Annotated in this window: 24 protein-coding genes, 1 other RNA gene and 1 riboswitch; of the genes, 11 read left to right on the top strand and 14 right to left on the bottom strand. The window is 63.0% G+C overall.

Annotation, left to right across the window (positions count from 1 at the left end; genetic code table 11):
* A complete protein-coding gene (gene scpA / locus AACO21_RS00365; RefSeq protein WP_346190491.1) occupies positions 1–2,151 on the bottom strand; it encodes a methylmalonyl-CoA mutase in 2,151 nt (716 codons plus the stop codon).
* Positions 2,152–2,311: 160 nt separating this feature from the next.
* Between scpA and AACO21_RS00370 the strand changes: the two genes are divergently transcribed.
* On the top strand, positions 2,312–2,986 hold the full coding sequence (locus AACO21_RS00370) for a GntR family transcriptional regulator (protein ID WP_346190959.1): 675 nt from the start codon (positions 2,312–2,314) through the stop codon (positions 2,984–2,986).
* A gap of 28 nt (positions 2,987–3,014) precedes the next feature.
* Here AACO21_RS00370 and AACO21_RS00375 read toward each other — a convergent pair whose 3' ends face one another.
* From AACO21_RS00375 to AACO21_RS00390, 4 genes are all read right to left on the bottom strand, one after another.
* The gene (locus AACO21_RS00375) at positions 3,015–4,265 is read right to left on the bottom strand and encodes a methyl-accepting chemotaxis protein (RefSeq protein WP_346190492.1); all 1,251 of its coding nucleotides are present in this window, start codon (positions 4,263–4,265) and stop codon (positions 3,015–3,017) included.
* A 7-nt stretch (positions 4,266–4,272) separates the two neighbouring features.
* Positions 4,273–4,791, bottom strand: coding sequence for a PAS domain-containing protein (locus AACO21_RS00380; protein WP_346190493.1), 519 nt, complete (start codon positions 4,789–4,791; stop codon positions 4,273–4,275).
* 146 nt (positions 4,792–4,937) lie between these two features.
* The gene (locus AACO21_RS00385) at positions 4,938–6,599 is read right to left on the bottom strand and encodes a cation acetate symporter (protein WP_346190494.1); all 1,662 of its coding nucleotides are present in this window, start codon (positions 6,597–6,599) and stop codon (positions 4,938–4,940) included.
* Positions 6,599–6,919 carry a DUF485 domain-containing protein gene (locus AACO21_RS00390; protein WP_346190495.1) on the bottom strand — a complete coding sequence of 107 codons (321 nt, stop codon included), beginning with the start codon at positions 6,917–6,919 and terminating at the stop codon, positions 6,599–6,601. Before AACO21_RS00390 ends, AACO21_RS00385 begins: the two co-directional genes overlap by 1 nt.
* 135 nt (positions 6,920–7,054) lie before the next feature.
* Here AACO21_RS00390 and AACO21_RS00395 point away from each other — a divergent pair, with 135 nt between their 5' ends.
* A complete protein-coding gene (locus AACO21_RS00395) occupies positions 7,055–7,831 on the top strand; it encodes an enoyl-CoA hydratase-related protein (RefSeq protein WP_346190496.1) in 777 nt (258 codons plus the stop codon).
* Here the strand turns inward: AACO21_RS00395 and AACO21_RS00400 are convergent, their stop codons facing one another.
* The 5 genes from AACO21_RS00400 to AACO21_RS00420 form a co-directional block, all read right to left on the bottom strand.
* Entirely contained in the window at positions 7,832–8,638 is an 807-nt protein-coding gene (locus AACO21_RS00400) for a sulfite exporter TauE/SafE family protein (protein WP_346190960.1), read from the bottom strand.
* A gap of 3 nt (positions 8,639–8,641) precedes the next feature.
* Entirely contained in the window at positions 8,642–9,115 is a 474-nt protein-coding gene (locus AACO21_RS00405; protein WP_346190497.1) for an EVE domain-containing protein, read from the bottom strand.
* A gap of 53 nt (positions 9,116–9,168) precedes the next feature.
* Positions 9,169–9,349: non-coding RNA, 6S RNA (gene ssrS, locus AACO21_RS00410), on the bottom strand.
* 34 nt (positions 9,350–9,383) lie between these two features.
* A complete protein-coding gene (locus tag AACO21_RS00415) occupies positions 9,384–9,710 on the bottom strand; it encodes a cell division protein ZapA (protein WP_346190498.1) in 327 nt (108 codons plus the stop codon).
* A 1-nt stretch (position 9,711) separates the two neighbouring features.
* Positions 9,712–9,909, bottom strand: a complete 198-nt coding sequence (locus AACO21_RS00420; RefSeq protein WP_346190499.1) for a hypothetical protein — start codon at positions 9,907–9,909, stop codon at positions 9,712–9,714.
* 113 nt (positions 9,910–10,022) lie between these two features.
* Positions 10,023–10,230, top strand: a riboswitch (cobalamin riboswitch).
* A gap of 105 nt (positions 10,231–10,335) precedes the next feature.
* Here AACO21_RS00420 and AACO21_RS00425 point away from each other — a divergent pair.
* The 9 genes from AACO21_RS00425 to AACO21_RS00465 all read left to right on the top strand — a co-directional run bounded on the left by AACO21_RS00425 (position 10,336) and on the right by AACO21_RS00465 (position 21,899).
* Complete coding sequence (locus AACO21_RS00425) at positions 10,336–12,159, top strand: TonB-dependent receptor (protein WP_346190500.1); 1,824 nt, start codon at positions 10,336–10,338, stop codon at positions 12,157–12,159.
* A 4-nt stretch (positions 12,160–12,163) separates the two neighbouring features.
* A complete protein-coding gene (locus tag AACO21_RS00430; RefSeq protein ID WP_346190501.1) occupies positions 12,164–13,141 on the top strand; it encodes an iron ABC transporter permease in 978 nt (325 codons plus the stop codon).
* Entirely contained in the window at positions 13,138–13,911 is a 774-nt protein-coding gene (locus tag AACO21_RS00435) for an ABC transporter ATP-binding protein (RefSeq protein ID WP_346190502.1), read from the top strand. The genes AACO21_RS00430 and AACO21_RS00435 overlap by 4 nt, the downstream gene beginning before the upstream one ends.
* 3 nt (positions 13,912–13,914) lie before the next feature.
* Positions 13,915–14,505 (top strand): cob(I)yrinic acid a,c-diamide adenosyltransferase, encoded by a 591-nt coding sequence (cobO, locus tag AACO21_RS00440; protein ID WP_346190503.1) that lies wholly within the window; start codon positions 13,915–13,917, stop codon positions 14,503–14,505.
* A gap of 25 nt (positions 14,506–14,530) precedes the next feature.
* Positions 14,531–18,874: a cobaltochelatase subunit CobN gene (locus AACO21_RS00445; protein ID WP_346190504.1), complete on the top strand. Its 4,344-nt coding sequence runs from the start codon at positions 14,531–14,533 to the stop codon at positions 18,872–18,874.
* A complete protein-coding gene (locus AACO21_RS00450; RefSeq protein ID WP_346190505.1) occupies positions 18,871–19,305 on the top strand; it encodes a MotA/TolQ/ExbB proton channel family protein in 435 nt (144 codons plus the stop codon). Before AACO21_RS00445 ends, AACO21_RS00450 begins: the two co-directional genes overlap by 4 nt.
* Positions 19,302–19,634 (top strand): DUF2149 domain-containing protein, encoded by a 333-nt coding sequence (locus AACO21_RS00455; protein WP_346190506.1) that lies wholly within the window; start codon positions 19,302–19,304, stop codon positions 19,632–19,634. The genes AACO21_RS00450 and AACO21_RS00455 overlap by 4 nt, the downstream gene beginning before the upstream one ends.
* Entirely contained in the window at positions 19,631–20,908 is a 1,278-nt protein-coding gene (locus AACO21_RS00460; protein ID WP_346190507.1) for a cobyrinate a,c-diamide synthase, read from the top strand. The genes AACO21_RS00455 and AACO21_RS00460 overlap by 4 nt, the downstream gene beginning before the upstream one ends.
* Positions 20,909–21,023: 115 nt before the next feature.
* Entirely contained in the window at positions 21,024–21,899 is an 876-nt protein-coding gene (locus AACO21_RS00465; protein WP_346190508.1) for a Tim44-like domain-containing protein, read from the top strand.
* Between the two features lie 79 nt (positions 21,900–21,978).
* Here AACO21_RS00465 and cobA read toward each other — a convergent pair whose 3' ends face one another.
* Genes cobA through AACO21_RS00485 form a run of 4 tightly spaced genes read right to left on the bottom strand, consistent with a single transcriptional unit; the run spans position 21,979 to position 24,509 of the window.
* The gene (gene cobA, locus AACO21_RS00470; protein ID WP_346190509.1) at positions 21,979–22,725 is read right to left on the bottom strand and encodes a uroporphyrinogen-III C-methyltransferase; all 747 of its coding nucleotides are present in this window, start codon (positions 22,723–22,725) and stop codon (positions 21,979–21,981) included.
* Between the two features lie 17 nt (positions 22,726–22,742).
* The gene (locus AACO21_RS00475; protein ID WP_346190510.1) at positions 22,743–23,114 is read right to left on the bottom strand and encodes an NAD(P)H-dependent oxidoreductase subunit E; all 372 of its coding nucleotides are present in this window, start codon (positions 23,112–23,114) and stop codon (positions 22,743–22,745) included.
* The gene (gene cobJ, locus AACO21_RS00480; RefSeq protein ID WP_346190511.1) at positions 23,104–24,102 is read right to left on the bottom strand and encodes a precorrin-3B C(17)-methyltransferase; all 999 of its coding nucleotides are present in this window, start codon (positions 24,100–24,102) and stop codon (positions 23,104–23,106) included. The genes AACO21_RS00475 and cobJ overlap by 11 nt, the downstream gene beginning before the upstream one ends.
* Positions 24,099–24,509 (bottom strand): cobalamin biosynthesis protein, encoded by a 411-nt coding sequence (locus tag AACO21_RS00485; RefSeq protein WP_346190512.1) that lies wholly within the window; start codon positions 24,507–24,509, stop codon positions 24,099–24,101. The genes cobJ and AACO21_RS00485 overlap by 4 nt, the downstream gene beginning before the upstream one ends.
* Between the last annotated feature and the right edge of the window lie 398 nt (positions 24,510–24,907).

Here is a 24,907-nt window from a genome sequence, read left to right on the forward strand (position 1 = left end):
TCAGGCGCGGGCCTTGCGGATTTCTTCCAGCACCTTCTTGGCCGAATCCTCGATCCGGGTACCCGGACCAAAGACGGCCTTGGCACCGGCCGCGAACAGGGCATCGTAATCCTGCGCCGGGATCACCCCCCCTGCGAAGACGATGATGTCGTCGGCGCCCTGATCCTTCAGGCACTGGATGATCTGCGGCACCAGGGTCTTGTGACCGGCAGCCAGCGACGAGCAGCCGATGGCGTGCACATCGTTCTCGATGGCCTGACGGGCGGCTTCTTCCGGAGTCTGGAAGAGCGGGCCCATGTCGATGTCGAAGCCGAGGTCGGCGTAGGCGGTCGCCACCACCTTGGCGCCACGGTCGTGACCGTCCTGCCCCAGCTTGGCGATCATGATGCGCGGACGACGGCCTTCTTCTTCGGCGAACTTGGCCACATCGGCCTTGATCTGTTCCCAGCTTTCCATGCCTTCGACCACCCCACCATAGACACCGGAAATGGTTTGATTGTTGGCGCGGAAGCGGCCAAAGACCTTTTCCAGCGCATCGGAGACTTCGCCGACCGTGGCGCGCAGGCGAATCGCCTTGACCGACAGGTCGAGCAGGTTGCCTTCGCCGGTTTCAGCGCACTTGGTCAGGGCTTCCAGCGCGGCGTTGACCGCAGCCGCGTCACGGGTAGCGCGGATTTGCTTGAGGCGGGCAACCTGAGCTTCGCGCACGGCATGGTTGTCGATATCGAGAATCTCGATCGCGTCTTCCTTGGCCAGCTTGTACTTGTTCACGCCGACGATGACGTCCTTGCCGGAGTCGATGCGCGCCTGCTTGTCGGCGGCACAGGTCTCGACCTGCATCTTGGCCCAGCCGGATTCAACAGCCTTGGTCATGCCGCCCATGGCTTCGATTTCCTGGATGATGCCCCAGGCCTTGTCGGCCATGTCCTGGGTCAGCTTTTCCATCATGTAGGAGCCGGCCCACGGATCGACGACGTTGGTGATGTGGGTTTCTTCCTGGATGATCAGCTGCGTGTTGCGGGCAATGCGGGCCGAGAATTCGGTCGGCAGCGCGATGGCTTCGTCGAGCGCGTTGGTGTGCAGCGACTGGGTGCCGCCAAATACGGCCGCCATCGCTTCGATGGTGGTACGCACGACGTTGTTGTACGGATCCTGCTCGGTCAGCGACCAGCCGGAGGTCTGCGAGTGGGTACGCAGCATCATCGACTTCGGGCTCTTGGCATTGAAGCCGGACATGATGCGGTGCCACAGCAGGCGGGCAGCACGCATCTTGGCAATTTCGAGATAGAAGTTCATCCCGACCGCCCAGAAGAAGGACAAACGACCCGCAAAGGTATCGACGTCCATGCCCGAGGCCACACCGGTACGCACGTATTCCATGCCGTCGGCCAGCGTGAAGGCCAGTTCGATGGCCTGGTTGGCGCCGGCTTCCTGGATGTGATAACCGGAAATCGAGATCGAGTTGAACTTCGGCATGTGCTGCGCGGTGTAACCGAAGATGTCGGCGATGATCTTCATCGACGGCTTGGGCGGATAGATGTAGGTGTTCCGCACCATGAATTCTTTGAGGATGTCGTTCTGGATCGTGCCGGAGAGTTGCTCCTGCTTCACGCCCTGCTCTTCGGCAGCCACGATGTAGCCGGCGAGAATCGGCAGCACGGCACCGTTCATCGTCATCGAGACGGAAATCTTGTCGAGCGGGATGCCGTCGAACAAGATCTTCATGTCTTCGACGGAGTCGATTGCCACACCCGCCTTGCCGACGTCACCGACGACACGGGGATTATCGGAGTCATAGCCACGGTGCGTCGCCAGATCGAAAGCCACAGACACGCCCTGACCACCGGCGGCCAGCGCCTTGCGGTAGAACGCATTGGAGGCTTCGGCGGTGGAGAAGCCAGCGTACTGGCGGATGGTCCACGGCTTGACCGCGTACATGGTCGGTTGCGGGCCGCGCAGGAAGGGGGCCACACCCGGCAGGGTGTCGGCAAATTCGAGACTTTCGACGTCCTTCTTGGTGTACAGCGCCTTGACCTGGAGCCCCTCCGGGGTGTTCCAGACCAGGTTATTGACGTCGCCACCCGGCGCCTGTTTGGCCGCGGCCTTTTCCCAAGCATCCAGGTTATTGGAATCAAAGAACTTTTCTGACATGTGACACCCCTTACTGAATTCGATTTTTTCAGGCCGATGATGCAGAATTCAAAATTCTACGCCTTCGGGCCTAGCTTGACATACATAACTCCACATAATACTGTATCCATAATTATGGAAGCAAGTCGGCAATGCATCGACTGCACCGAACGAGACCACGCTGAAAATGACCCGTATCGCACCTACCGCGCTGTACCAAGAAGTCGCCGAACGACTGCGCCAGCGCATCTTTGCCCATGAACTCACCCCGGGCACCTGGATTGACGAGCAAAAGCTCGCCGAACAGTACGGCATCTCCCGTACGCCGTTGCGGGAAGCCCTCAAGGTGCTCGCCTCGGAAGGCCTCGTCGAACTGAAGCCGCGTCGCGGCTGCTACGTGACGGAAATTTCCCGTCAGGACCTCGACGACATCTTCCCGCTGATGGCCATGCTGGAAGGCCGCTGCGCCGCTGAAGCCGTCAAGCGTGCCCGCTCCGCCGACATGAACAGCCTGAAGCACATTCATGAGCGCCTCGAATCCGCCGCCCGGGATGGACGCATCGATGCGTTTTTTGAAGCCAATCAGGAATTCCACAAGCGCATTCAGGAGCTTTCCGGCAATCGCTGGCTGCTGTCCGTCATTCAGGATTTGCGCAAGGTCCTGAAGCTCTCCCGACTGCATTCGCTGTCACTCGAAGGCCGTCTGCAACAATCTCTGGACGAGCATCGCCTGATCATGGCTGCACTGGATAGCGGCGATGCCGCCAAGGCTGAAAAGCTGATGCATGATCATCTGCTTTCCGGGCGAGAGGCCTTGGCAAAGATTGAAACAGCCAGCCCCAAAGCCAGCGATTAATTCAGCCTGTCCGTGATCGCCAGATGCGTTAGCGCATCTGGTTTTCGATACTGCTGAACAAACGATCGTAAATGGCGATCAAGGCATCCCGGTCCGAACTGCCGCGCACCCACTTCTTCGCCTGAACCGCGCTCAGCGCTTCCTGTTCCAGCTCGGAGAGCGTCCGAACATCCAGTTGCTCACCATGGAGGATCGCGGTCACATCCGCGCGTGCTTTCTGCGCCAATGCAACCAGGCGCATGGACGAGCCCATGTTCTGCGCACCACTGTCGATCTGGGTGGACAAGCCTTCAACCTGGCTTGCCGAGGTCGCCGATGCACCCAGGGTTTGACTGAACGCGTCCGCCGTCTGACGGGCGTCGAGCACCGCCACATTGAGGCCGGAAATCTGCTCGGTCGTCAGACTCATCGATGCCATGATCGCCTCAATCGCGGCGGCAATTTCTTCAGCAGAACGCTGGGATTGATCGGCCAGCTTGCGCACTTCGTCCGCGACCACGGCAAAACCACGCCCGGCTTCGCCAGCCCGCGCCGCTTCAATGGCCGCGTTCAGCGCCAGCAGATTTGTTTGCTTGGCAATGCCGTCGATATGGCCGGTCAGCTGAGCAATGGCATTTGCCTTGTCGCTCAAGTCAGCCAGCGCCTGTACCCCGCTTTCGGCAGCCAGGGTGGCCCCACCCAATGCGCCCGACATCTTGCTGGCAGCATCGGCCATCTGATTGGCCGAGCTTGCGAACTCGCCCGAAAGACGTTCAGTCTGCTGGGCGTGGGCGCCAATTTCCTCGAGCGAGCGACTGACATGATCAATCGCCATCGAGAGGCCCTTTTCCGAACGCAGGAATACACGCGAAAGCAAGGCCTCTCGAGCCACCGACTCCTGCGCGGCATTCACCTCATCCAGCAACCTTTGCATGCGCTCCAGCACATTACGGAAGGTACCGTGCAAGCCGGTCTGCTGGAGACGACGCCAACGCCGCTCCTCAGACAGCGCAGCCATGGCGCCAATGATTTCTCTAAATGCGGTCTCTGTTTGATCCAACACGGAGTTCAGATTAACCCGGATGCTTTCCAGACGAGGATCATCGAACGCATTGGGCAGGCGCTCAACCATCTCCCCCTGGCTAACACGGGTGAGCACCGCATCGAGTGCAGCTAGTTCAGCCTGATGAGGACGGACAGGCCAGATCGTCAGAATCAAGGCAGGCGACAAGAGCAGTACGCTCAGCCAAGGTGAATAGAAGGCTGCCAGCATACCCAGGGCAATGAAGACCCCAGCCACAAAAAATCTAGAGCGAGAAAACCAGCTCTTCATAACTTTTTCCCGTTTGCTCAAGCAGGTCCAGCAGGACCTTGGTTCCAGCAGCAATGGCATCGCGTGCCCCCGCCTTGCGCTCAGCATCCAGCATCTGCGCATAGACCGGCGTGATCGCAGTGATGGCCTCACGCCTTGGACAACGACGTACCGAGGTATAGCCAACGATCTGATTGCGGCTGTCGAAATCCGGTGTGATGTGGGTGAACACCCAATAATAGCTGCCATCCTTGGCCATGTTCTTCACATAGCCGAAGAACTCCTGGCCAGCCTGAATCGTATCCCAGGCCAGTTTGAATGCCGAGCGCGGCATGTCGGGATGACGCACGATGTTGTGTTGCGAACCGAGCAATTCGGCTTCGCTATAGCCGGAAAACTCGATGAAAATCGGGTTCCCGTACGTAATGATGCCCTTGGCGTTGGTTTTCGAGACGATGAAATCATCCTCCCGCATCACCCGCTCCACAGAGGTCGGTTCAATCTTGCGCTTCACCTTGCCCCCTTACTCCTGCAGCCGCAAACTTCAAAAATGACGAAACTAGCTATTACTCTAGCGCAAAAGAGCCCATGCAGGCTTGACCCAGCACAATAAAAAACCCCGCCAGCCTGCGCTGGCGGGGTTTTCGGGTAAATCACCGATTAGTGGTTGCTGGCAGAAGCTGCACCGTAGCCGGTTTGTGCACGAACGTACTGGTCTTCGAATGCCTCGATTTCCTGCTTGGCGCGAGCGCTGGCATCCATCTTGGAGAAGACGATAGCAGTCAGGAAGGCGATCGGCATGGCAAACAGGGCCGGCTGGGTGTAGGGGAAGAGCGCAGCAGCGTTGCCGAGCACGTCAACCCAGACAGACTTCGAGAACAGCACGAAGAGCACGGCGGAGATCAGGCCGCTGTAACCGCCGACCAGGGCACCCTTGGTGGTCAGGCCCTTCCAGTACATGGAGAGGATCAGAACCGGGAAGTTAGCCGCAGCAGCAACACCGAAGGCCAGACCAACCATGAACGCGATGTTCATCTTTTCGAACAGGATGCCGAGGACGATGGCAACCATGCCGAGCACGATGGTAGCGATCTTGGAAACACGGATTTCCGAAGCTTCGGAAGCCTGCCCCTTCATGATCACGCGAGCGTAGATGTCGTGGGAGATGGCAGAAGCACCCGCCAGCGCCAGACCGGACACCACCGCCAGAATGGTGGCGAAGGCCACGGCAGCCAGGAAGCCGAGCAGCATGTCGCCACCGACGGCCTTGGCCAGGTGCATGGCAACCATGTTGCCGCCACCGATCAGCTTCTTGCCGATCTCACCACCTTCGAAGAAGGCCGGGTCCTGACCGACGATGAGGATACCGCACAGGCCCATCAGGAAGATCACGTTGAAGAAGTAGGCCACGAAACCGGATGCGTAGAGCACAGACTTGCGCGCTTCCTTGGCATCGGTCACGGTGAAGAAGCGCATCAGGATGTGCGGCAGACCGGCAGTACCGAACATCAGGCCCAGACCGAGCGAGATGGCGGTGACCGGATCCTTCAGCAACGCGCCCGGGTACATCAGCTTGTCACCCAGCTTGTGAACAGCCATGGCCTTGTCGAGCAGGGTGTTAAAGGAGAAGCCGAACTGACCGAAGGCCAAGAACATGACCAGCGTACCGCCGGAGAGCAGCATGCAGGCCTTGATGATCTGCACCCAGGTCGTGGCAACCATGCCACCGAAGGTCACGTACACCATCATCAGGATACCGACAACGAAGATGGCAGTGTTGTACTCGAGACCGAACAGCAGCTTGATCAGCTGACCGGCACCCACCATCTGGGCAATCAGGTAGAAGCAGACCACGGTCAGCGAAGAAACTGCTGCCATTGTGCGGACCTTGCCCTGATCGAGGCGGTAGGCGGTAATGTCGGAGAAGGTAAACTTGCCAAGGTTACGCAGGCGTTCAGCCATCAGGAACAGGATGATCGGCCAGCCGGCAAAGAAACACAGCATGTAGATGTAGCCGTCATAACCCTGGGTATAGACCATGGCGGTCAGCCCGAGCAGCGTGGCAGCAGACATGTAGTCGCCGGCGATCGCCAGACCGTTCTGGAAACCGGTGATACCGCCGCCTGCGGTATAGAAGTCAGAGGTCGATTTGGTGCGGGAAGCGGCCCAGTAGGTAATGCCCATCGTCATGGCGACGAAGATGCAGAACATGATGATGGCGTGCCAGTTGGTTGCCTGCTTTTCAGTCTGGGCAACGGCATCGGCAGCAAAACCAGCAGCGGAAAATGCAGCCAGCGAGAGTGCGGTGATCAGGTTACGCATTATTTTTGCTCCTTCCAGGCGTCCTTGATGATTTCCTGGTTGATCGCATCAAACTCGCCATTGGCACGTTTGACGTAGAGTGCGGTCAGAACCCAGAAGAAGACGAACATGAAAAGCTCAACGGTCACCCCGATCGTCCAGCGGGAGCCTTCTGCAATCGGCTGCCCCAGGGACATCGGATTGAAGGCGACCACAAGAACGAAACCGTAAAACATGACCAAGGTGATCAAGGACAGGGTCCATGCGAAACGCCCGCGGCGAGCGACCAATTCCTGGAACTTCGGATTGGCCCGCATGTGCTGATACATCGCACTGCTCATGGCAAATTCTCCTCTTGCTTATCTAATTAATTAATAATTACGGATACTGCAACGCGAATATATATCTTATATAAGACCATTGCAATGTATTTTCCCCGCTGACAACAGCATTTTTTGTCGTAATTCCAAAGAGATATGTCTACGGTCAACCTTCAAATCGATGGCGAAATCGCCACCCTCACGCTCGACAATCCGGGCAAGTTAAACGCCATCAATCTGGGTATGTGGCAGCAGATCGCCGCCATACTTCAACAGATCAGCGACGATCCTTCTGTGCGCAGCCTGGTCATCCGAGGGGCAGGCAAGGATGCCTTTGCCGCCGGTGGCGATCTGGAGGAGTTTGTGACTGGCCGCGCCACTCTGGAGCAAGCACTGCATTACCACGGGCAGGTCGCTGCAGCACTGAACGCCATTGCCGACTGCCCGCACCCGACCGTTGCCCTGATCAACGGCGCATGCATCGGTGGCGGACTGGAAATTGCGGGCGTGTGCGATTTGCGCATCGCAGGCGAAAGTGCCCGCTTTGGCGCCCCGATCAACCGCCTCGGGTTCTCTATGTATCCGGGCGAAATGGAAGGGCTGCTCAAGCTCGCCGGTCCGGCAGTCATGAAGGAGATCCTGCTCGAAGGCCGCATCCTGACCGCGACTGAAGCCTATGAAAAAGGCCTGGTGACGCGCATCGTGCCGGATGCACAGGTCGAAGACGAAGCCTACGCCACGGCCCGTCGCATCTGTAACGGGGCCCCTCTGGTCGCCGGTTGGCACAAACAGTGGATTCGCCGCCTGATGAGCGGTCGACCGCTGAACGACGAGGAAAAAGCCGCTTCCTTCGCGTTTCTGGACACCGAAGACTACAAGGAAGGGCTTGCCGCCTTCCTCGAAAAGCGCAAACCCGTCTTCAAAGCACGCTGATCAGGCGCCCAATACGGTGTGCAACATCTTGGCCGAGAGCAAGATCAGCACACCGGCGAAAACTTTCTTGAGCGTAGCCACCGGCAGACGGTGTGCCAGCCGCGCCCCCAGAGGCGCCGTGAAGGTCGATACCGCACTGATTGCGACCAGTGCCGGCAGATAGACATAGCCCACCGACCAAGCCGGCAGGCCCTCAACCGACCAACCATTGATCAGATACCCTGCCCCACCGGCCAGCGCAATGGGCAAGCCGATGGCCGCCGAGGTCCCGATCGCATTCTGCATTTTGACGTTGCACCAGGTCATGAAGGGAACGGAAAGGGAACCTCCACCAATCGCCACCAGGGCCGAAATCAGCCCGATACCCGAACCGACACCAGCCAGGCCCAACGGCCCCGGCAAGGCTCGGGAAGGCTTGGGCTTCACATTCAGGATCATCTGCAATGAGACATAGGCCATGAAGCAGCCGAAGAAAATGGCCAGGGGACGTGTCGGTGCAGAAGCAGCGATGAACGTACCACCAAAAGTGCCGAACAGCACGCCGGGCGCAATGCCTTTGACGATATCCCAGCGCACTGCGCCATGCGCGTGATGCGCCCTCAGACTGGACACCGAAGTCAGCACAATGGCTGCCATGGAGGTACCCAGCGCCAGGTGCACCATCTGTGCCGGCGGAAACCCCTGGGCTGCAAACATCGTCGTCAGCACCGGCACCATGATGCCGCCTCCGCCCACGCCCAAGAGTCCGGCGAAAAATCCGACAAATGCACCCAAGGCCAAATAGGCGAGCAACCACTCGATACTCATCATTTACTCCTGAACTGCCGCAATTCCGAGCAGCGTCTCAACAATGAAGCGCCATTCGTTCGGCGCAACCGGCGTAATCGACAAGCGATTGCCGCGCGCCAGGAGGCGCATGTTAGCAAGTTCCGGATGCAGACGCAGCGCGGCCAGCGTCAGCAAAGGCGTCTTCCGGACAAAACGCACGTCCCGCAACCACCAACGGGGTTGATCCGGCTTCGATTTGGCATCGAAATACGGGTTGACCGTATCGAACTGGGTGGGATCGGGATAAGGCTCGGAACACACCTCAGCCAGTCCAGCAATACCGGGTTCGGCACACGATGAGTGATAAAAGAACAGAAGATCACCGATCTTCATCGCATCACGCATGAAATTGCGTGCCTGATAATTTCGCACACCAGTCCAGGGCACCGTTCCCAAGCGGGCAAGATCGTCGATGGAAACCTCATCCGGCTCCGATTTCATCAACCAGTACGACACGCCTTTCTCCAATGAAAAACGGGCGGCAGAGTCATCTGCCACCCGTTTGAATATTGGCCCCCGCGGGTGCCGTCAGGCCGGCATCCTGAACCGGGGTTCAGAGTGGTTGCTTTCCTCCCGCATCAGGCACGCTCGACGAAGAGCGCGCACAACAGCGGTTTCAACGGTCCGCAACCGATGCCAATCAGCATTGGTTCAAGGAATCTATGGCCTTAACGAACACCGCAGGGGACACACTGCGGATGGTACCGGGATCAACAGCGCGGGATCACAGATCCAGTTGCTGCTGGGGCACCAGCACGGCATCCAGCCGTGCTCCCATGTCTTCGATTCTACGCTTCGTATCGGAAGTATCAACACCGTCCGTCGGTGTGCTGCCTTCGATCAGGGTCAGGCGTTCATGTGCAATGTTCAGCGCCGCCATGACCGCCACACGCTCGGCGATCGAACTCTTGGTCCGCTGCGCGATTTCGCGCATCTTGCCATCCACAAGATCGACGGCCGACAACAAGGCGGCACGCTCTTCCGGCAGACAGGCCACGCGGTATTCGCGACCCATGATCTTGACGTCGAGGAAATTGGTCTCGGCGCTCATCTCAGGCATCCTCAGGGATTTGGTCCATCAGGCCCTCAAGACGTTCCCGTGCCTGCGTCATGGCCTGGCGCAAATGCAGGCGCTCCGCTTCGGCTGCGGCAATCTGGTTCTTCAGGACTTCGTTCTCGGCACGCAACTGTTGAATCAGGCCAATCGCCTGTTCAACCTTGCTTTCGAGCGCTTCGAGTTCGGTATTCATGGCGCGGACTATAAAGGTTGAATCGCTGCATGGTCAAGGACTAAGCCGTTCTTCTCAAAGTAGTTTATCGGCAATTTACAGATTGAATAATGCATTACAGCGTGATTACGCGTACAATCGCGCCCGCTTCAGGTGCTGCCGACGGACTCTCCGAACGCAGTTAAACGGGAAAGCGGTGCGTCGCCCAAGCGACCATGCCGCTGCTGCCCCCGCAACGGTAAGTGAGTGCGGGCCTGCCACAACGCCACTGGGACATATCCCGGGAAGGCGGCAGGTCAAGACTCGCGAGCCCGGATACCGGCCTGGATCAACTCGCTGAAGTGCCACGGGGTGGTGGCGCGGCTCGGTTCAAGGCCCATTCCCCTGCACTTCTTCCTCTGATCATCTCATGCTGCTGGCGGGGTCGCCATCAGCCTAGGAAGTGCCATGCCCCTTCGCCCCACCCCAATTGCAACCTTGCTGTCCCTTGCATTCGTACAAGTTGCCTCTGCAGAAGCACCGTCTCTGAATACAGTACAAGTGACCGCAACCCGCCAAGCCATGCGTGCCAATGAAGTGCTCGCTGATATCTCTGTGATTGAAAGAGAAGAGATCGAGCAAGCAGGTTCGTCCACGCTCACCGAGTTGCTCTCCCGACAACCCGGCATCGAAATGACGTCGAGTGGCAGTTACGGTGCCACCTCTAGCATTCTGATGCGAGGCACAAGCAAAGGCCACACGCTGGTCCTGGTGGATGGCATTCGCGTTGGCTCGGCATCCTCGGGAGAAATGGCAGCGTGGTCACGCCTCCCCCTCAATCAGATTGATCGAATTGAAATCCTTCGTGGTCCGGCCTCCTCCCTTTATGGCAGTGATGCCATCGGTGGGGTTATTCAGATCTTTACGCGCCGCGGGAACGGTCCCATTAAATTCAACGCAGAAGTAGGCGCAGGGACTTACGATACCCAAACAGAAAGCTTCGGATTCTCAGGCGGACAGGATGGTTGGCACTATGCCGCCAACGTAGGCCACAGCCAAACCCGGGGGTTCAATAGCACCACACCACGGAGTGGTGGATATAACCGCGACCGTGACAGCTTCAGCAACACCAATTTCTCCGGCAGTCTTGGCTATACCTTTGCCAAAGGCCACGAGGCAGGCGCCAGCTACTACTTCAGTGACGGGGACAGTGGCTATGACAGTTCGACAGACAAGACTGCCATTTGGCGAAACCAGTTGGCCATCTCGACCTTAAGCACGTATCTCAAAAACGCCATCACACAGAATTGGACCAGCACCCTGCGCCTTGGCCAAAGCGTAGATGAAACGCGCGCAATGAAAAATGGTGCGCTTGATAGCTTGTTTAAAACTGTCCAACGCCAATACACCTGGCAGCATGATTTCAAGCTTCCGGTCGGCAACGCCCTATTTGCGTTGGAGCGCCTCGATCAATCGGTCACGGGGACCGGCAAGTACCCGATTGAAGAACGTACGATTGACTCGCTACTCCTGGGCTGGAATGGCCAGATTGGCGGCCACCATCTGCAGGTAAATGCCCGCAATGACAACAGTTCCCAGTTTGGCGACAAGACAACCGGCGCCATCGCCTACGGCTACCAACTGACCCAGCATTGGCGTGCCAATGCCGGCCTGGGTACGGCCTTCAAGGCGCCGTCCTTCAGTGACTTGTACTACCCACTCACCAGTGGCCGCCAAGGGAATCCGAACCTCAAGCCAGAAAGCTCGATCAATCAGGAAGCGGCCATACAGTACGACAATGGTCGTCACCGTGCCTCATTGACGCTCTTTCAGAACCGGGTTGCCGACCTGATCTCGTGGTCCGGTCTTAATACCCCGATCAATATTGGTGAAGCAAAAATTCAAGGGGCTACCTTGAGCTACGAGGGAAAAATTGCCGACTATGACTTGAGCGCCAGCTACAGCCATGTCGATCCGCGTGATCGTGCCATGCACCGACTCCTGGCCCGCCGTGCCCAGAACTATGGATCGGCCAGCATTGGCAAACAGCTTGGAGCCTGGGAATGGCGCCTCGAACTGCAAGCACAAGGGCAGCGTTTTGACACCGACGCCAATACCCGCAAGCTGGCTGGCTATGCACTCACCAATGTTTATGCCGCCTACCGTTTCGAGCGTGACTGGTCCGTTTTCGCGCGCGTCAACAACATGTTTGACCGCAACTACGAAACCGCTGCTGACTTCACCACCCCCGGCCTGAACGCCTTCATCGGCGTCCGCTACGCACCGAAGTAAGCCCATGCCCTCCCGCCGCCGCGCCCTGCTCATCCTGCTCGCGCTCTGTCTCCTAGCCGGGGCGAGCTTTGCAGTGGCGCTCAGTCTGGGCAGCCTGCACATTCCGGTTTCGGATGTGTGGGCGGCGTTGACCGGCGGGGAAGCGGGCGGCATGGACGTGGTGCTGCAACTGCGTTTGCCGCGAGCGATTGCCGGCTTTGCCTGCGGCGGCCTGCTCGCCCTGGCCGGCGCGCTGATGCAGGTGTTGCTGCGCAATCCGTTGGCCGATCCTTATGTACTGGGGATTTCCGGCGGGGCGGGCGTCGGGGCGATGTTCGCCATCCTGCTCGGGCTGCCGATCATCGGGATCGACGGCTTGGCACTGGCCGGCGCGCTGGGGGCCATGTTCATCGTGTTTGGCCTGGCGCACGGCGATGGCAGCTGGACCCAGACCCGCTTGCTGCTCACCGGCGTCATCGTCGCCGCCGGTTGTGGCGCGCTGATTGCACTGATGCTCGCCATTGCCCCGGAGCACAAACTGCGCGGCATGCTGTTCTGGCTGATGGGCGACCTCGGCCAGAGCACACACTGGTGGCCACCGGTGCTTGCCTTAGTTGTGGCGCTGGCCGTGGCCGTGCCCTATGCCCGCGAGCTCAACCTGCTCTCACGCGGGCTGATGCAGGCGCGCGCCCTTGGGGTCTCGGTCGACCGCCTGCGCTACATCGTGTATCTGCTGGCTTCGCTGGCCACCGCCGCCTCGGTGACCACGGCCGGCTCGATCGGCTTTGTCGGTCTCGTCGTACCGCATCTGGTGCGTCTGGCCACCGGCAACGATCAGCGTCTGCTGCTCCCGGCCTCGGTGTTGGCTGGCGGTTCCCTGCTCGTGCTGGCCGATACCGCTGCACGCACCGTGCTCGCGCCGCAGCAACTGCCGGTCGGCGTGCTGACGGCCCTGATCGGCGTGCCGGTTTTCCTCTTCCTGCTGTCGAGGCAACCGAAATGAGCCGGCCCCTGCTTGAAGCCCATCAGCTGCGGGTTGAAATTGCCGGCAAAACAGTGGTCGACCGCATCGATCTGCAGGTCGCGGGCGGTGAACGTCTGGCCATTCTCGGCCGCAACGGTGCCGGTAAATCGACGCTGCTCTCCGTACTGGCCGGCTTGCGCAAGCCGGATGGCGGCGCCGTGCTGCTCGATGGTGAAGATTGCGCCCTGTTGCCGGCGCGGGAGTCCGCCTTGCGCCGGGCCTGGCTCGGCCAGTTTCAGAACGATCCCTTCGGCTCAACCGTACTCGAAACCGCCCTCACCGGTCGTCATCCGCACCTTGGCCGTTGGGCCTGGGAAAGCAGGCACGATGCCGATCTCGCACGCAGCGCCCTGAGCGCTGTCGGACTGGCCGGCATGGAGGAGCGCCAGATTCACACCTTGTCCGGCGGCGAACGCCAGCGCCTGGCCATTGCCACGCTGCTCACCCAGGCGGCCCCGCTCTATCTGCTGGACGAACCGCTGTCGCACCTCGACCTGAACCACCAGATGGCCGTCCTCGAACTCTTTGCCGGCACGGCCCGCGATTGTGGTGCCGGCGTGGTCATGGTTCTGCACGACCCGGCCCTGGCCCACCGCTTTTGCGACCGTGCCCTGCTCGTGCATGGCGATGGGTGCACGGAGCAGGGGCCGGTCGACGCCATCCTGACCGCAGAAAAGCTGTCCCAACTTTACGGCTATGGCCTGCGTCAGCTCGACGATCGCGGCCACCGCTGTTTCATCCCGGAGTAAGTCATGAGCATCAGCCACGAAACCCGCATGCAGAAGAAAAAAGCCGTCGTCGATGAAAAAATCGCCGCCGCGCAGGAAGAGCGCGGGGTCTTGCTGGTCAATACCGGTAACGGCAAGGGCAAATCCTCTGCCGCCTTCGGCGTGGTCGCCCGCGCCCTCGGTCATGGTCTGCAGGTGGCGGTCGTCCAGTTCGTCAAAGGCCGCTCGGATACGGGTGAGGAAGCTTTTTTCCGCACTCAGCCGGGCGTGCGCTGGCATGTCGGTGGCGAAGGCTTTACCTGGGAAACCCAGGACAAGGAACGCGACGCCCGTGCCGCCCAGGCCGCCTGGCAGGTTGCCTGCGGCTATCTGGCCGACCCGGCGATCGGCCTCGTCGTGCTCGATGAAATGACCTATGCCTTCAAATACGGCTGGCTCGACCTGCCCGAAGTCCTGGCCAAACTGGCCGCCCGTCCGAGCCTGCAGCATGTCATCATCACCGGCCGCGCCGCCCCGGACGCCCTGCGCGACGCGGCCGATACGGTGAGCGAGATCGGCAACGAGAAGCACGCTTTCCAGGCTGGCGTGAAAGCCATGCCCGGCCTCGACTGGTAAGCCCGCCGACGGTCGACCGCAGTCCATGCCCCGTTTTCAGCATCTTCTGAGTAGCCTGCTGCTGGCCTGCTACCTGCTTGCCGGGCCGGCCACGGCGGCCACCCTGCTCGGCATCGTCACCGAACGCGCCGCGCCCACAGCACTGGAGGCGGCGCATCGCCACCTCGACGCCCAGCCGCAGGACCGCATTCTGCTGCGGACGCCCGCCCAGCTGATGGCTGCCAACGAACGCCAGCTGAAAAGCTGGATCGGGGACGCAGACGCCATTCTGGCCGTTTCCGTGTTCGGCGATCCGGCGCGTCGTCTGAAGGACGCCCTGGACCGCCATGCCCGCCCGCAGACACGCTTGCTCGCAATGAATGGCGAAGCCAGCCTGTCGCTGATGAGCCGGGGCCTCGACGGCCCGGGCAGTCTGGCCGATTTTCCGCCGGAGACGCTCCGTCAGCTGGCGCAGGAAAAAATCCCGGACAGCGCACTGAGCGCCGCCCGCAACCACCCCACCGCAGCCCGCTGGCTGGCCGCCCGCCAGCTCTGGCAAGGCTGGGGCGCCGAGAACACCGCCGCACTGTTTGCCCACCTGCTGGATCCCCGCCGCCCCTTGCCGTTGCCCCGAGCGGAACCGGCACTCCGGGTACGCCAGGACAAGCAGGAACTGAGCGACGCCCGCGCCTGGACGGCCGGCCGGACACTCGGCCTCAGCGCCGCGCCGACCACGGTCGTGCTCGATCTGGCCAACATGGACGGCAGTGCCCCCGCTGCGCTCTGCGCCGCCCTCACCGCGCGGCAGACGCCCTGCCTCCAGGTCCTGGCCCGCTGGGGTGGTACCTCGCGCGAGGTGATCGAACGCCTACCCGAGATCCTGGCCCCCGCACGTATCGGCAGCCTCGTCGTGCTGCAGGATTTCGTGGTCGGCGCTGCCGAAGGGCGTGATGCCGTCACCCAGGCCCTGCAAGCGCTCAACGTGCCGGTCATCAAGGCCCTCCGTCTCACCGAGCGCAATGCGACGCAATGGCGGCTGTCGCCCGACGGTCTACCCGCCGATTCGGTGCAATATCGAGTCGCCCTGCCGGAATTGCAGGGCATCGGCCAGCCCATCGTCGTTTCCGCACTCGGCCCGGTGCGGGCCGATGCGCGTACCGGCCTCAGCCTGCGTCCGCCGGTCGCCCTGGCTGCCGAAGTCGACCGTCTGGCCGCGCGCGTGGCCCGCTGGCACGCCCTGGCCGCCAAGGCCAACGCGGATAAGCGCGTCGCCGTCATTTATTACAACCACCCACCGGGCCGGCAAAACATCGGAGCGGACAACCTGGATGTGCCGCACTCCCTGTTCGAGATGCTGACGGCCCTCAAGGCAGCCGGCTATCGTACGGGCGAACTGCCGGCGTCACCGGAAGCCTTGCTCGACCGGATCATGGCGCAGGGCGTGAACCTGCCGGAAGATCGCGCCGCCCTGCGCGAGCTGGCAGCGACGGTCAACACCCTGAGCAAGGACGATTACCGCCGCTGGTTCGGCACCTTGCCGGAGCGGCTCCAAGGCGAGATGACGCGCGGCCCGCTCGGCCGCCTGCACGCCGAAGTGCTCGAAGCCGAAGCGGCCGGCGAACGCGCTTTGGGCAAAAAGCGGGTTGAAACGGTGATGAAGGAGCTGCATCACCTTGTCGAAGGGGCCGATCATCCCAAGCGGCAGGCCGCATTGCGCGATCTGCAACGCCTGGAGGACGGCTACATCGCCTGTCTCGGCGAACGCAGCCGGCGGCCCTGTACAACGCTGGCCCCGCTCGTGGCCCGCCTCACCGCGTACGGCATCGAGGGCATGAAGGGCTGGGGCGCTGCGCCGGGCAAGATCATGGTCGACAGCGGGCGCCTGCTGGTCCCCGGCATTCGCTTCGGCAATGTGTTCATCGGCCCGCAACCGCCCCGCGGCTGGGAAGTCGACGAAGAACTCCTGCACGCCAATACCAGCGTCACTCCGCCGCACCAATATCTGGCTTTCTATCACTGGCTGCGCGACCGCTTCCGCGCCGATGTCCTGGTCCATGTCGGCCGCCACTCGACCTACGAATTCCTGCCCGGCAAGGCGGTCGGTCTGGCCGCGGACGATTATCCCAGCCTGATCGCAGGCGATCTGCCCGGTGTCTATCCCTACATCGTCGATGGTGTCGGCGAGGGTACCCAGGCCAAGCGACGCGGCCTCGCCGTGATGGTCGATCACCTGACGCCGCCGCTCGCCGCCACCCCGCTCTATGATCAACTGCTCGCCCTGCGTCAGGTCGTCGAGAGCTTCGAGGCCGCCAGTTCGGAGTCGCTCAAGGCCCAAGCCGCCCGCACCATGCGCGAGCAAGTGGTGGCCCTCAACCTGAAGGCCGAGCTGGAGGCCTCGATGGCCGACGTGCTGGCCGTGCGCGGCATCGGTTTCGAAGCGGCTGACGACGATCTGCTGGCCCATGAAATCGGCCATTACCTGACCAAGCTGCAGGAGAAATTCATGCCGCACGGTCTGCACATTTTTGGGCGCGACTGGTCGGCGGATTCTCTCGCCCTGATGCTCGACTCGATGAAGCAGGGGGGCATCGACGACCCCGAGGTAGCCCGTCAGCTGGCCGCTTCGCCGCGCCTCGAAATGCAAGGTCTGCTGGCCGGCCTGGATGGCCGCTTCATTCCGCCGGGCAAGGGCAACGACCCGCTGCGCTCGCCGGAGGCCCTGCCCACCGGCCGTAATTTCCACGCCGTGGATGGCGACATCCTGCCCACGCGCATCGGCTATGGCCTCGGGCAAACGATGGCCCGCCAGGCCGTCGACCGTCGGACGACCGGCGATCAGGGCAGCGAAGGCATCATCCTCTGGGCCTCCGATGCCGTGCGCGACGAAGGCGTCATGGTCGGCTTCGCCCTCGCACTGATGGGCGCCCAGCCGGTCTGGAACGCGCGCGGCATCGTCACCGACGTGGCCCTGCTGCCGGATGCGCCGCGCCGCGATGTGATCGTCACGGCATCCGGCCTCTTCCGCGATCTCTATCCGAACCTCATTCACCTGATCGACCGCGCCGGCCGTCTGGCCTTGGCCGCCTCGGCAGCCCATCTCGCCGAACAGGATCCGTCGCTCAAGGAAGCGCTCGGCGCGGCCCTCGCACCGGTCCCCACCGCCCGCTGGGGCAACGAGCCGCTGGCCGGCAACCGCGTCGCCCGCGAGTGGCTGGCCCGTCTCGACGCCCTGCGCAGCAGCGGCATGGCCGTGGGCGAGGCCGGACGTGCCGCCGCCCAGCGGATTTTCGGCGATGCCCCCGGTGCCTACGGGGCCGGCGTCAATCGACTGACGGAACGCTCCGGCGCCTGGCGCGAGCGCGATGAAATCGGACGCGCCTACCGGACCCGCATGGGCCACGCCTACGGTCTGGACAGTCAGGGCGAAGCCGGTCATGCCGCCTTCGATGCCGCACTCGACCGCATTGCCCGCACCTATCACGGCCGGGCCAGCAACCTCTACGGCCTGCTCGACAACAATGATGCCTTCGACTACCTGGGCGGTCTGTCGCTGGCCATCGAAGGGCGCACCGGACGCCCGCCGGAAGCCATGATCCTGCAGCATGCCCAGCCCGGCCAGGCGGAAGTCCAGCCGCTCACCGCCGCCCTGCTCGGTGAGCTGCGCGGCCGCTTCCTCAATCCCGCCTGGCTCAAACCGCTGATGGGCCACGGCTATGCCGGCGCCCGCACGATGGGTCAGGAATTCCTGGAAAACCTCTGGGGCTGGCAAGTGACCCGACCGGATCTGGTCAAGAACTGGGCCTGGGACGAAGTGAAATCGGTGTATTTCGACGACGCCCACAAACTCGGCCTGCCGGCTTTCCTCGGCGACGGCCACAATGCCCAGGTCAAGGCGCACATGCTGGCCATCTTCATGGTCGCCGCCGAAAAAGGCTTCTGGCAGACCGATGCCGCCACCGTCCGCCGCCTGGGCGGCGAACTGGCCCGCCTGGTGGCCAAAAACGGCCTGCCCGGCAGCGGCCATACCGCCCCCAACCATCCGATGTGGGACTGGCTGGCCCCGCGCCTCGACAGCGCCGATGCCGCCGCGCTCGGCGTCACCCTGGCCAAGGCACGCGGTGACGTGGTCGCGCCCACGGCCAGCCCGACGGTCAACGCCCCCAGCAAGGTCCAATCGGCCACGGCCAAGCCAGCCGGCACCAGCGACCCGGCGACGGCCGAGGCGGCACCGCCCGCCCGCTACTACGAACTCGACACCCTGCCGCCGCCCGCCCCGGCGCTGCTCGACACCCTGCACGTGCTGCTCCTGCTCGCCGGCACGCTCGCCCTGTTCACCCTCGGCCTCTGGCGGGGCCGTCAGTTGCCCGCCGCTTCACGGAGATTCCCATGACCGATGCCCTGTCCTTTGCCTGGCTGCACGATGCCGTCACCTGGCTGCTCACCCCGGCCCTGTTCGCCCTGCTTGCCGCCTGCGCCATTGCCGTCATCGAAGCCGGCCTGGCCGTCGGCGAACGCTTTGGCGGCCTCGCCCGTCTGCAGGCCGCCGGTGACCTCCTGCGCGTGCAGACGGTCGCCCGCCATCGCCTGGAGCGCGCCGACCTGCTGGCCCGCATTCCGCCCATGCTCGGCCTGATGGCCACCATCATCCCGCTCGGGCCGGGCCTCGCCGCCCTCGGCAAAGGCGATCCCGCCCAGTTGGCGAGCGCCGTCACCGTCGCCTTCGACGCCACCGTGCTCGGCCTGGTCGCCGGCATTGGCGGGCTGGTCATCGGCAAGCTGCGCCGCCGCTGGTACGAAGAATTGCTGGAGGCCATGGAATGAGCGACCCCGCCCAGCCGCGCAAGCGCCTGCGCCTGTATTCCCGGCTCGACGCCCGCTTTGACGACCGCGACGAGGACCCGCGCGCCAGCCTGGTCAATCTCGTCGATGTCATGCTGGTCTTTGCCTGCGGCCTGCTCGCTGCCCTGGCAGCCGGCACGCAAAGCGCCCTGAAAGCACCTCAACCGGTCGAAAAAGGCCGCGAAATCGAGCGCCCGGCCGAGGGTGCCCAACAGGCCGGCAGCGGCTATGCCCGCGTCGGCGAAGTCTTCCGCGACCCGAAAACCGGCCGCCTCGTCCTCATCGAACCCAGCACGCCCAAGCAACCATGACCGCCTGCCCCGCCCTGCTCATCGCCGCCCCCGCCTCCGGCCAGGGCAAGACCACCGTTACCGCCGCCCTCGCCCGCCTGCATGCCCGTCAGGGTCGGCGCGTCACCGTCTTCAAGTGCGGCCCGGATTTTCTCGATCCGCAGATTCACGCCTTCGCCAGCGGTCGACCGTGTCAGAACCTCGATTTCGGGATGTGCGGTGAAACCGACGCCCGCTGGCGTCTCGCCCGCGCCGCCGCCGACTCGGACCTGATCCTGATCGAAGGCGTCATGGGTCTCTTCGATGGCACGCCCTCCGCGGCCGACATCGCCTGCCACTTCGGTATTCCGGTCATGGCCCTGATCGATGCCGGCGCCATGGCCCAGACCTTCGGCGCGGTCGCCCACGGCCTGGCCAGCTACCGGGCCGGCCTGCCCTTTGCCGGCGTGCTCGGCAATCGCGTCGCCAGCCCCGGCCACGCCGCGCTGCTCAAGGAGAGCCTGCCCGCCGGCATGGGCTGGTTCGGCGCCCTGCCGAAAAACGGCGACAGCCTGCCGGAGCGCCACCTCGGCCTGCTGCAGGCGGCAGAAATCGACGATCTCGGCGAACGCCTCGACCGCCTGGCCGACGCCCTCGCCGCCAGCGCGACGGTCGACCTGCCCCGCGCCATCGAATTTCCCGACGCCTCGCCCCCGGCCATCCCGCCGCAACTCGCCGGCAAACGCATTGCCATCGCCCGCGATGCCGCCTATGGCTTCATCTACCCGGCCAATCTGGAAACCCTGCAGCAACTTGGTGCCACGTTGCAGTTCTTCTCCCCGGTTGCCGGCGATCCGCTGCCCGACTGCGATGCCGTCTGGCTGCCCGGCGGCTACCCGGAACTCCACGCCGATGCCCTGAGCGGCCATCGGGCCCTGTGGGCGGCGCTGCAGGCACACGTCGAGGCCGGCAAGCCCCTGCTCGCCGAATGCGGCGGCATGATGAGCCTGTTCGAAGAAGTCGTGGACAAGGCCGGCGTCAGCCACCGCTTTGGCGGTCTGCTCCCCGGACGTTCGGTCATGCAGCAACGCTTGTCCGCACTCGGCACGCAGCATGCCGAGCTGCCGGAAGGCAAACTCTCCGGGCATACCTTCCATTACTCCAAGAGCGAGAGCCCGCTTGCCCCGCTCGTCCATGCCAGGAAGCAGAACGGCAGCGAAGGGGAGGCCATTTTCCGCCGCCAGCGCCTGACCGCCAGCTACGTGCATTTCTACTTCCCGTCCAACCCGGACGCCGTGGCCCGCCTGTTCGGCTGAGGCGGCGCCAGATGCTTCGATAAAACCGGATAATATCGGCGGATTTATCTGGTTTTATCAACCCTGCTTCCGTATACACTACGCCCGTCACAGTCCTTATACGGAGACAATGCATATGAAGAATTTCGTCCTCATGGCCGCCGCCCTCGTGCTCGGCCTGACCCTCAGCATCAGCGATGCCGAAGCCGCCAAGCGCCTCGGCGGCGGTGGCTCTTCCGGCATGCAACGCCAGTCGGTCGCCCCGAGCAAGTCGCATGAAGCCGCCCCGGCCCAGCAAGCTGCCCGTCAGCCGGCCCAAGCTGCCCCGCAAGCTGCCCAGCCCAAGCGTTCCTGGATGGGCCCGCTGGCCGGTCTTGCCGCCGGTCTCGGCCTCGCCGCCCTGGCTTCGCACTTCGGTTTTGGTGAAGAACTCGCCAACTTCATGATGATGGCCCTGCTCGCCATGGTCGTCCTCGCCGTTGTCGGCTTCTTCCTGCGCAAGAAAGCCGCCGCCCAAGGCAATGCCGGCATGCAGTACGCCGGTGCCGGCGCGGGCTATGGCGGCAATGTCCCGCCGGCCCAGGACTTCCAGCCGGCCGGTGGCAGCATTGCCCCCGCTGCTGCAGCAACCGCTGCTGCCCTGCCGGCCGGCTTTGACGCCGATGGCTTCGTGCGCAACGCCAAGGTCAACTTCATCCGCCTGCAGGCTGCCAACGATGCCGGCAATCTGGACGACATCCGGGAATTCACCACACCGGAAATGTTCGCCGAGATCAAGCTGGCCATCGATGAGCGCAAGGGTGCCAAGCAGGCAACCGATGTTGCCCAGCTCAACGCCGAGGTGGTCGACGTGACCGAGGAAGCCAGCCGCTACATCGTCAGCGTCCGCTTCAGCGGCCTGATCGGCGAAGACGGCCAGGCACCTGAACCCTTCGACGAAGTCTGGCACATGATCAAGCCGACCGACGGCAGCCGCGGCTGGACCATCGCAGGTATCCAGCAAGTCCAGTAAGTCCGGACGGTAACAAGCAAAACGGCGGGGACTCCCCGCCGTTTTTTATTGCGGCGGTACCCTCACAGGCACCGACCGCTCACACCGAATGCTTTTGCAGCGAGAGGCTGACCACGCTGCCGATCACCAGCAGCGTCGGGGATTTGATCGACTGCTCACGCACCACCTGCGGCAAGGTAGCGAGGGTCGCATGATGCAGTTTCTGCTCCGGCCAGGTGGCCTTGAACACCAGCACCGCCGGGGTGTCGCCGGGCAGGCCGTGCGCCTGCAGTTCGCGCGAGATGGTGTCGATGCCGGTCATGCCCATGTAAATCGCCAAGGTCTGTCGAGGCTGGGCGAGGGCAGGCCAGTTGAGGTCCACGCTGTGGTCCTTGAGGTGGCCGGTGACAAAGAGGCAGCTTTGCGCGTGCTCGCGATGCGTCAGCGGAAAGCCGAAAGCGGCGGCAGCGCCCAGTGCGGCGGTGATGCCAGGCACGATCTCGACACCGATGCCGGCGGCGAGCAGCACTTCCATTTCCTCCCCGCCGCGCCCGAAGACGAAGGGATCGCCGCCCTTGAGCCGGACCACGCGCCTGCCGCTGCGGACCTTTTCCAGCATCAGCGGGCCGATTTCATCCTGCGACAGGGTGTGGTTGCCCGGCATCTTGCCGACGAAGAGGCGCTCGACGGTCGACGGCACCCAGGCCAGGATTTCCGGGCTGACCAGATTGTCGTAGAGCAGCACCTCGGCCTGTTGCAGCCGATGGAAGGCCTTCAGCGTCAGCAGTTCCGGATCGCCGGGACCGGCGCCAATCAGCGACACGCAACCGGCGGGAAAGGGGCTCACTGCGGCAGTACCGGCGCTCAGCACGCGTCGCCCTCGCCGTTGCGGTGGAAAACCAGGTCTTCGACGATCTGGCCGCCCTTGAGGTGCTGTTCGATGATGCGATCCATGTTGGCATCGGTGACGTTGTAATACCACACGCCATCCGGCTGCACCGCGACGATCGGCCCCCCCTGGCAGGCGGCCACGCAGCCGGTGCGGGTGCGCTTGACCCGCGCCGGGCCGGCATCGACGCCGAGGCCGGCGGCACGAAACTTGGCCTGCAGTGCATTGAACAGGGCTTCGCCCTCGCCGTTCTGGGTGCAGCGCGGGCCGGTGCAGATCAGGATCTGGCGGCTGTAGTCGCGAATCTTGGGTTTGACGATCTGCTCAGCGTCGCGTTCAGCTTTCAATGTCGGCCTCCTCGCCTTCCGGCGGCACTTCGGCCTGCAGCACGGCGGCAATATAGTCTTCCGGCAGGCGGTATTCGGCGGCCAGTTCGGCGGCACGCTTGCCGCTGGCCTGAATCGCGGCCATCCAGCCATTCAGGCCCGAAGACAAGGAACGGCCGGCCTGTTCGCCGTCCTTGGTGTTGCGCTCGCCCTCTTCCACCGCGTACTTGTTGGCGTAGCCGCGCGGGGTGACCATCAGGCCGTGCTGGATGAAGGTGTTGGAATTGCCGATCAGCACCGTGGACAGCATGCCGATATCGGCCTCGGTCATCTTGTCCAGCGTGGTCAGTTCGATGCGCTGCTTGGGGCGGTAGCCGGATTTGACGATCGCCACCGGGGTCTTCGGATCACGATGGCGCAGAAAGATACGCTGGGCCTCGACGATCTGCTGGGTACGGCGACCGCTCTTCGGGTTGTACAGCGCGACCACGAAATCGGCGTAGGCCACCGCATCGAGACGACGGGCGATGGTCGGCCACGGCGTCAGCAGGTCGGACAAGGAAATCGCGCAGAAATCATGGGTCAGCGGCGCGCCGACCAGCGCAGCGCAGGTGTTGAGGGCCGAGGCGCCGGGCACGATCTCGACCTCGATCTCCGAATCCGGCGTCCACCCGGCCTGGAACAGCACCTCGAAAGTCGGCCCGGCCATGCCGTAGACGCCGGCGTCACCAGACGAAATCAGCGCCACCTTCTTGCCCTGACGGGCGCGCTCGAGCGCCTCAATGGCACGGTCGAGTTCCTCGGTCATCGACTTCTTGATCACCTCCTTGCCCTCGACCAGATCGGCCACCAGACGGATGTAGGTGACGTAACCGATGATCGTGTCGGCCTCGGCAATCGCCGCCCGAGCGCGGGCGGTCAGGTGCTCGTTGCTGCCCGGGCCGAGCCCGACGAGCATGATCTTGCCGGTCTTCACGCCGGCCGGCGCAATGTGTTCAGGTGCATTCATGTGGGAATCCTTGCAATGGAGACAGTGGCATGGCGGCCATCCGGGCCGCGCAGCTTGTGTTTTTCGATGATCAGGAGGGAGAGGTCTGCCCCGGCGACGAGGAGGGCTGCGGCTTCCGAGACCGACGGTGTGCCGGTGTATTTACGGACGGTTTCCGAGGGATTGGGCACGTCGACCGTTGCCAGCTCGGCGGCGGGGTAAAAGCGGATCGTCCAGCCCTGGGCTTCCGCCACCTCGGCAAGACCGACCTCGTCGGCCTTGAGGTCGATGGAGGCGACGGCCTTCACGTCAGCCAGCGTGGCCTTGGCTTGGGTGAGCGCCTCAGCGATGCATTGGGCGATGGTGCTGGCAGGGGTACCACGGTCGCAGCCCAGGCCGAGGGCGATGTTGGATTTGTGCGCGCTCATGGGCGGCACCTCGCGGGTTGAACCGCTGGTTTCCGCCGTTGTCCGGCGTCTCCCTTTCTTTGCTTCGCCAAAGAAAGGAAGCAAAGAAAGGCGACCCCTACGCTTGCGCCGGGCCTTTGGCCCGGTTCCCTGTGCTGCTCATCTGGCCGGGCGGTTCGCAAAACTCGCCTGCGGCTCAAACATTGCGAACCGAATTCCCCCGGCCAGCCTGCGCTGCTCGGCGCGCACAAAGGGGCGGGGCAAACCGATCCTTCGTAGCCAATGGGTTCAGTCATTGAGAGGGTCGATTCCGATACTTTGTGCGCCGCATGCGCCCATTTTCTGCGCACAACCGTGTTGCCGTGACGCATTGCGGGCACCCTCGCAAGCGCCGAGCAGCGCAGATCGGCCGGGGGCAG

It is taken from the genome of Dechloromonas sp. ZS-1 (genome assembly GCF_039649255.1).
Taxonomy (GTDB): Bacteria; Pseudomonadota; Gammaproteobacteria; order Burkholderiales; family Rhodocyclaceae; genus Azonexus.

What these genes read in the sequence shown, in the direction of transcription:
- scpA (WP_346190491.1), bottom strand. Translation starts at nt 2,151, where the DNA reads ATGTCAGAAAAGTTCTTTGATTCCAATAACCTGGATGCTTGGGAAAAG.
- AACO21_RS00385 (WP_346190494.1), bottom strand. Translation starts at nt 6,599, where the DNA reads ATGCGTAACCTGATCACCGCACTCTCGCTGGCTGCATTTTCCGCTGCT.
- AACO21_RS00390 (WP_346190495.1), bottom strand. Translation starts at nt 6,919, where the DNA reads ATGAGCAGTGCGATGTATCAGCACATGCGGGCCAATCCGAAGTTCCAG.
- AACO21_RS00395 (WP_346190496.1), top strand. Translation starts at nt 7,055, where the DNA reads ATGTCTACGGTCAACCTTCAAATCGATGGCGAAATCGCCACCCTCACG.
- AACO21_RS00400 (WP_346190960.1), bottom strand. Translation starts at nt 8,638, where the DNA reads ATGAGTATCGAGTGGTTGCTCGCCTATTTGGCCTTGGGTGCATTTGTC.
- AACO21_RS00415 (WP_346190498.1), bottom strand. Translation starts at nt 9,710, where the DNA reads ATGAGCGCCGAGACCAATTTCCTCGACGTCAAGATCATGGGTCGCGAA.
- AACO21_RS00420 (WP_346190499.1), bottom strand. Translation starts at nt 9,909, where the DNA reads ATGAATACCGAACTCGAAGCGCTCGAAAGCAAGGTTGAACAGGCGATT.
- AACO21_RS00425 (WP_346190500.1), top strand. Translation starts at nt 10,336, where the DNA reads ATGCCCCTTCGCCCCACCCCAATTGCAACCTTGCTGTCCCTTGCATTC.
- AACO21_RS00430 (WP_346190501.1), top strand. Translation starts at nt 12,164, where the DNA reads ATGCCCTCCCGCCGCCGCGCCCTGCTCATCCTGCTCGCGCTCTGTCTC.
- AACO21_RS00435 (WP_346190502.1), top strand. Translation starts at nt 13,138, where the DNA reads ATGAGCCGGCCCCTGCTTGAAGCCCATCAGCTGCGGGTTGAAATTGCC.
- cobO (WP_346190503.1), top strand. Translation starts at nt 13,915, where the DNA reads ATGAGCATCAGCCACGAAACCCGCATGCAGAAGAAAAAAGCCGTCGTC.
- AACO21_RS00445 (WP_346190504.1), top strand. Translation starts at nt 14,531, where the DNA reads ATGCCCCGTTTTCAGCATCTTCTGAGTAGCCTGCTGCTGGCCTGCTAC.
- AACO21_RS00450 (WP_346190505.1), top strand. Translation starts at nt 18,871, where the DNA reads ATGACCGATGCCCTGTCCTTTGCCTGGCTGCACGATGCCGTCACCTGG.
- AACO21_RS00455 (WP_346190506.1), top strand. Translation starts at nt 19,302, where the DNA reads ATGAGCGACCCCGCCCAGCCGCGCAAGCGCCTGCGCCTGTATTCCCGG.
- AACO21_RS00460 (WP_346190507.1), top strand. Translation starts at nt 19,631, where the DNA reads ATGACCGCCTGCCCCGCCCTGCTCATCGCCGCCCCCGCCTCCGGCCAG.
- AACO21_RS00465 (WP_346190508.1), top strand. Translation starts at nt 21,024, where the DNA reads ATGAAGAATTTCGTCCTCATGGCCGCCGCCCTCGTGCTCGGCCTGACC.
- cobJ (WP_346190511.1), bottom strand. Translation starts at nt 24,102, where the DNA reads ATGAATGCACCTGAACACATTGCGCCGGCCGGCGTGAAGACCGGCAAG.
- AACO21_RS00485 (WP_346190512.1), bottom strand. Translation starts at nt 24,509, where the DNA reads ATGAGCGCGCACAAATCCAACATCGCCCTCGGCCTGGGCTGCGACCGT.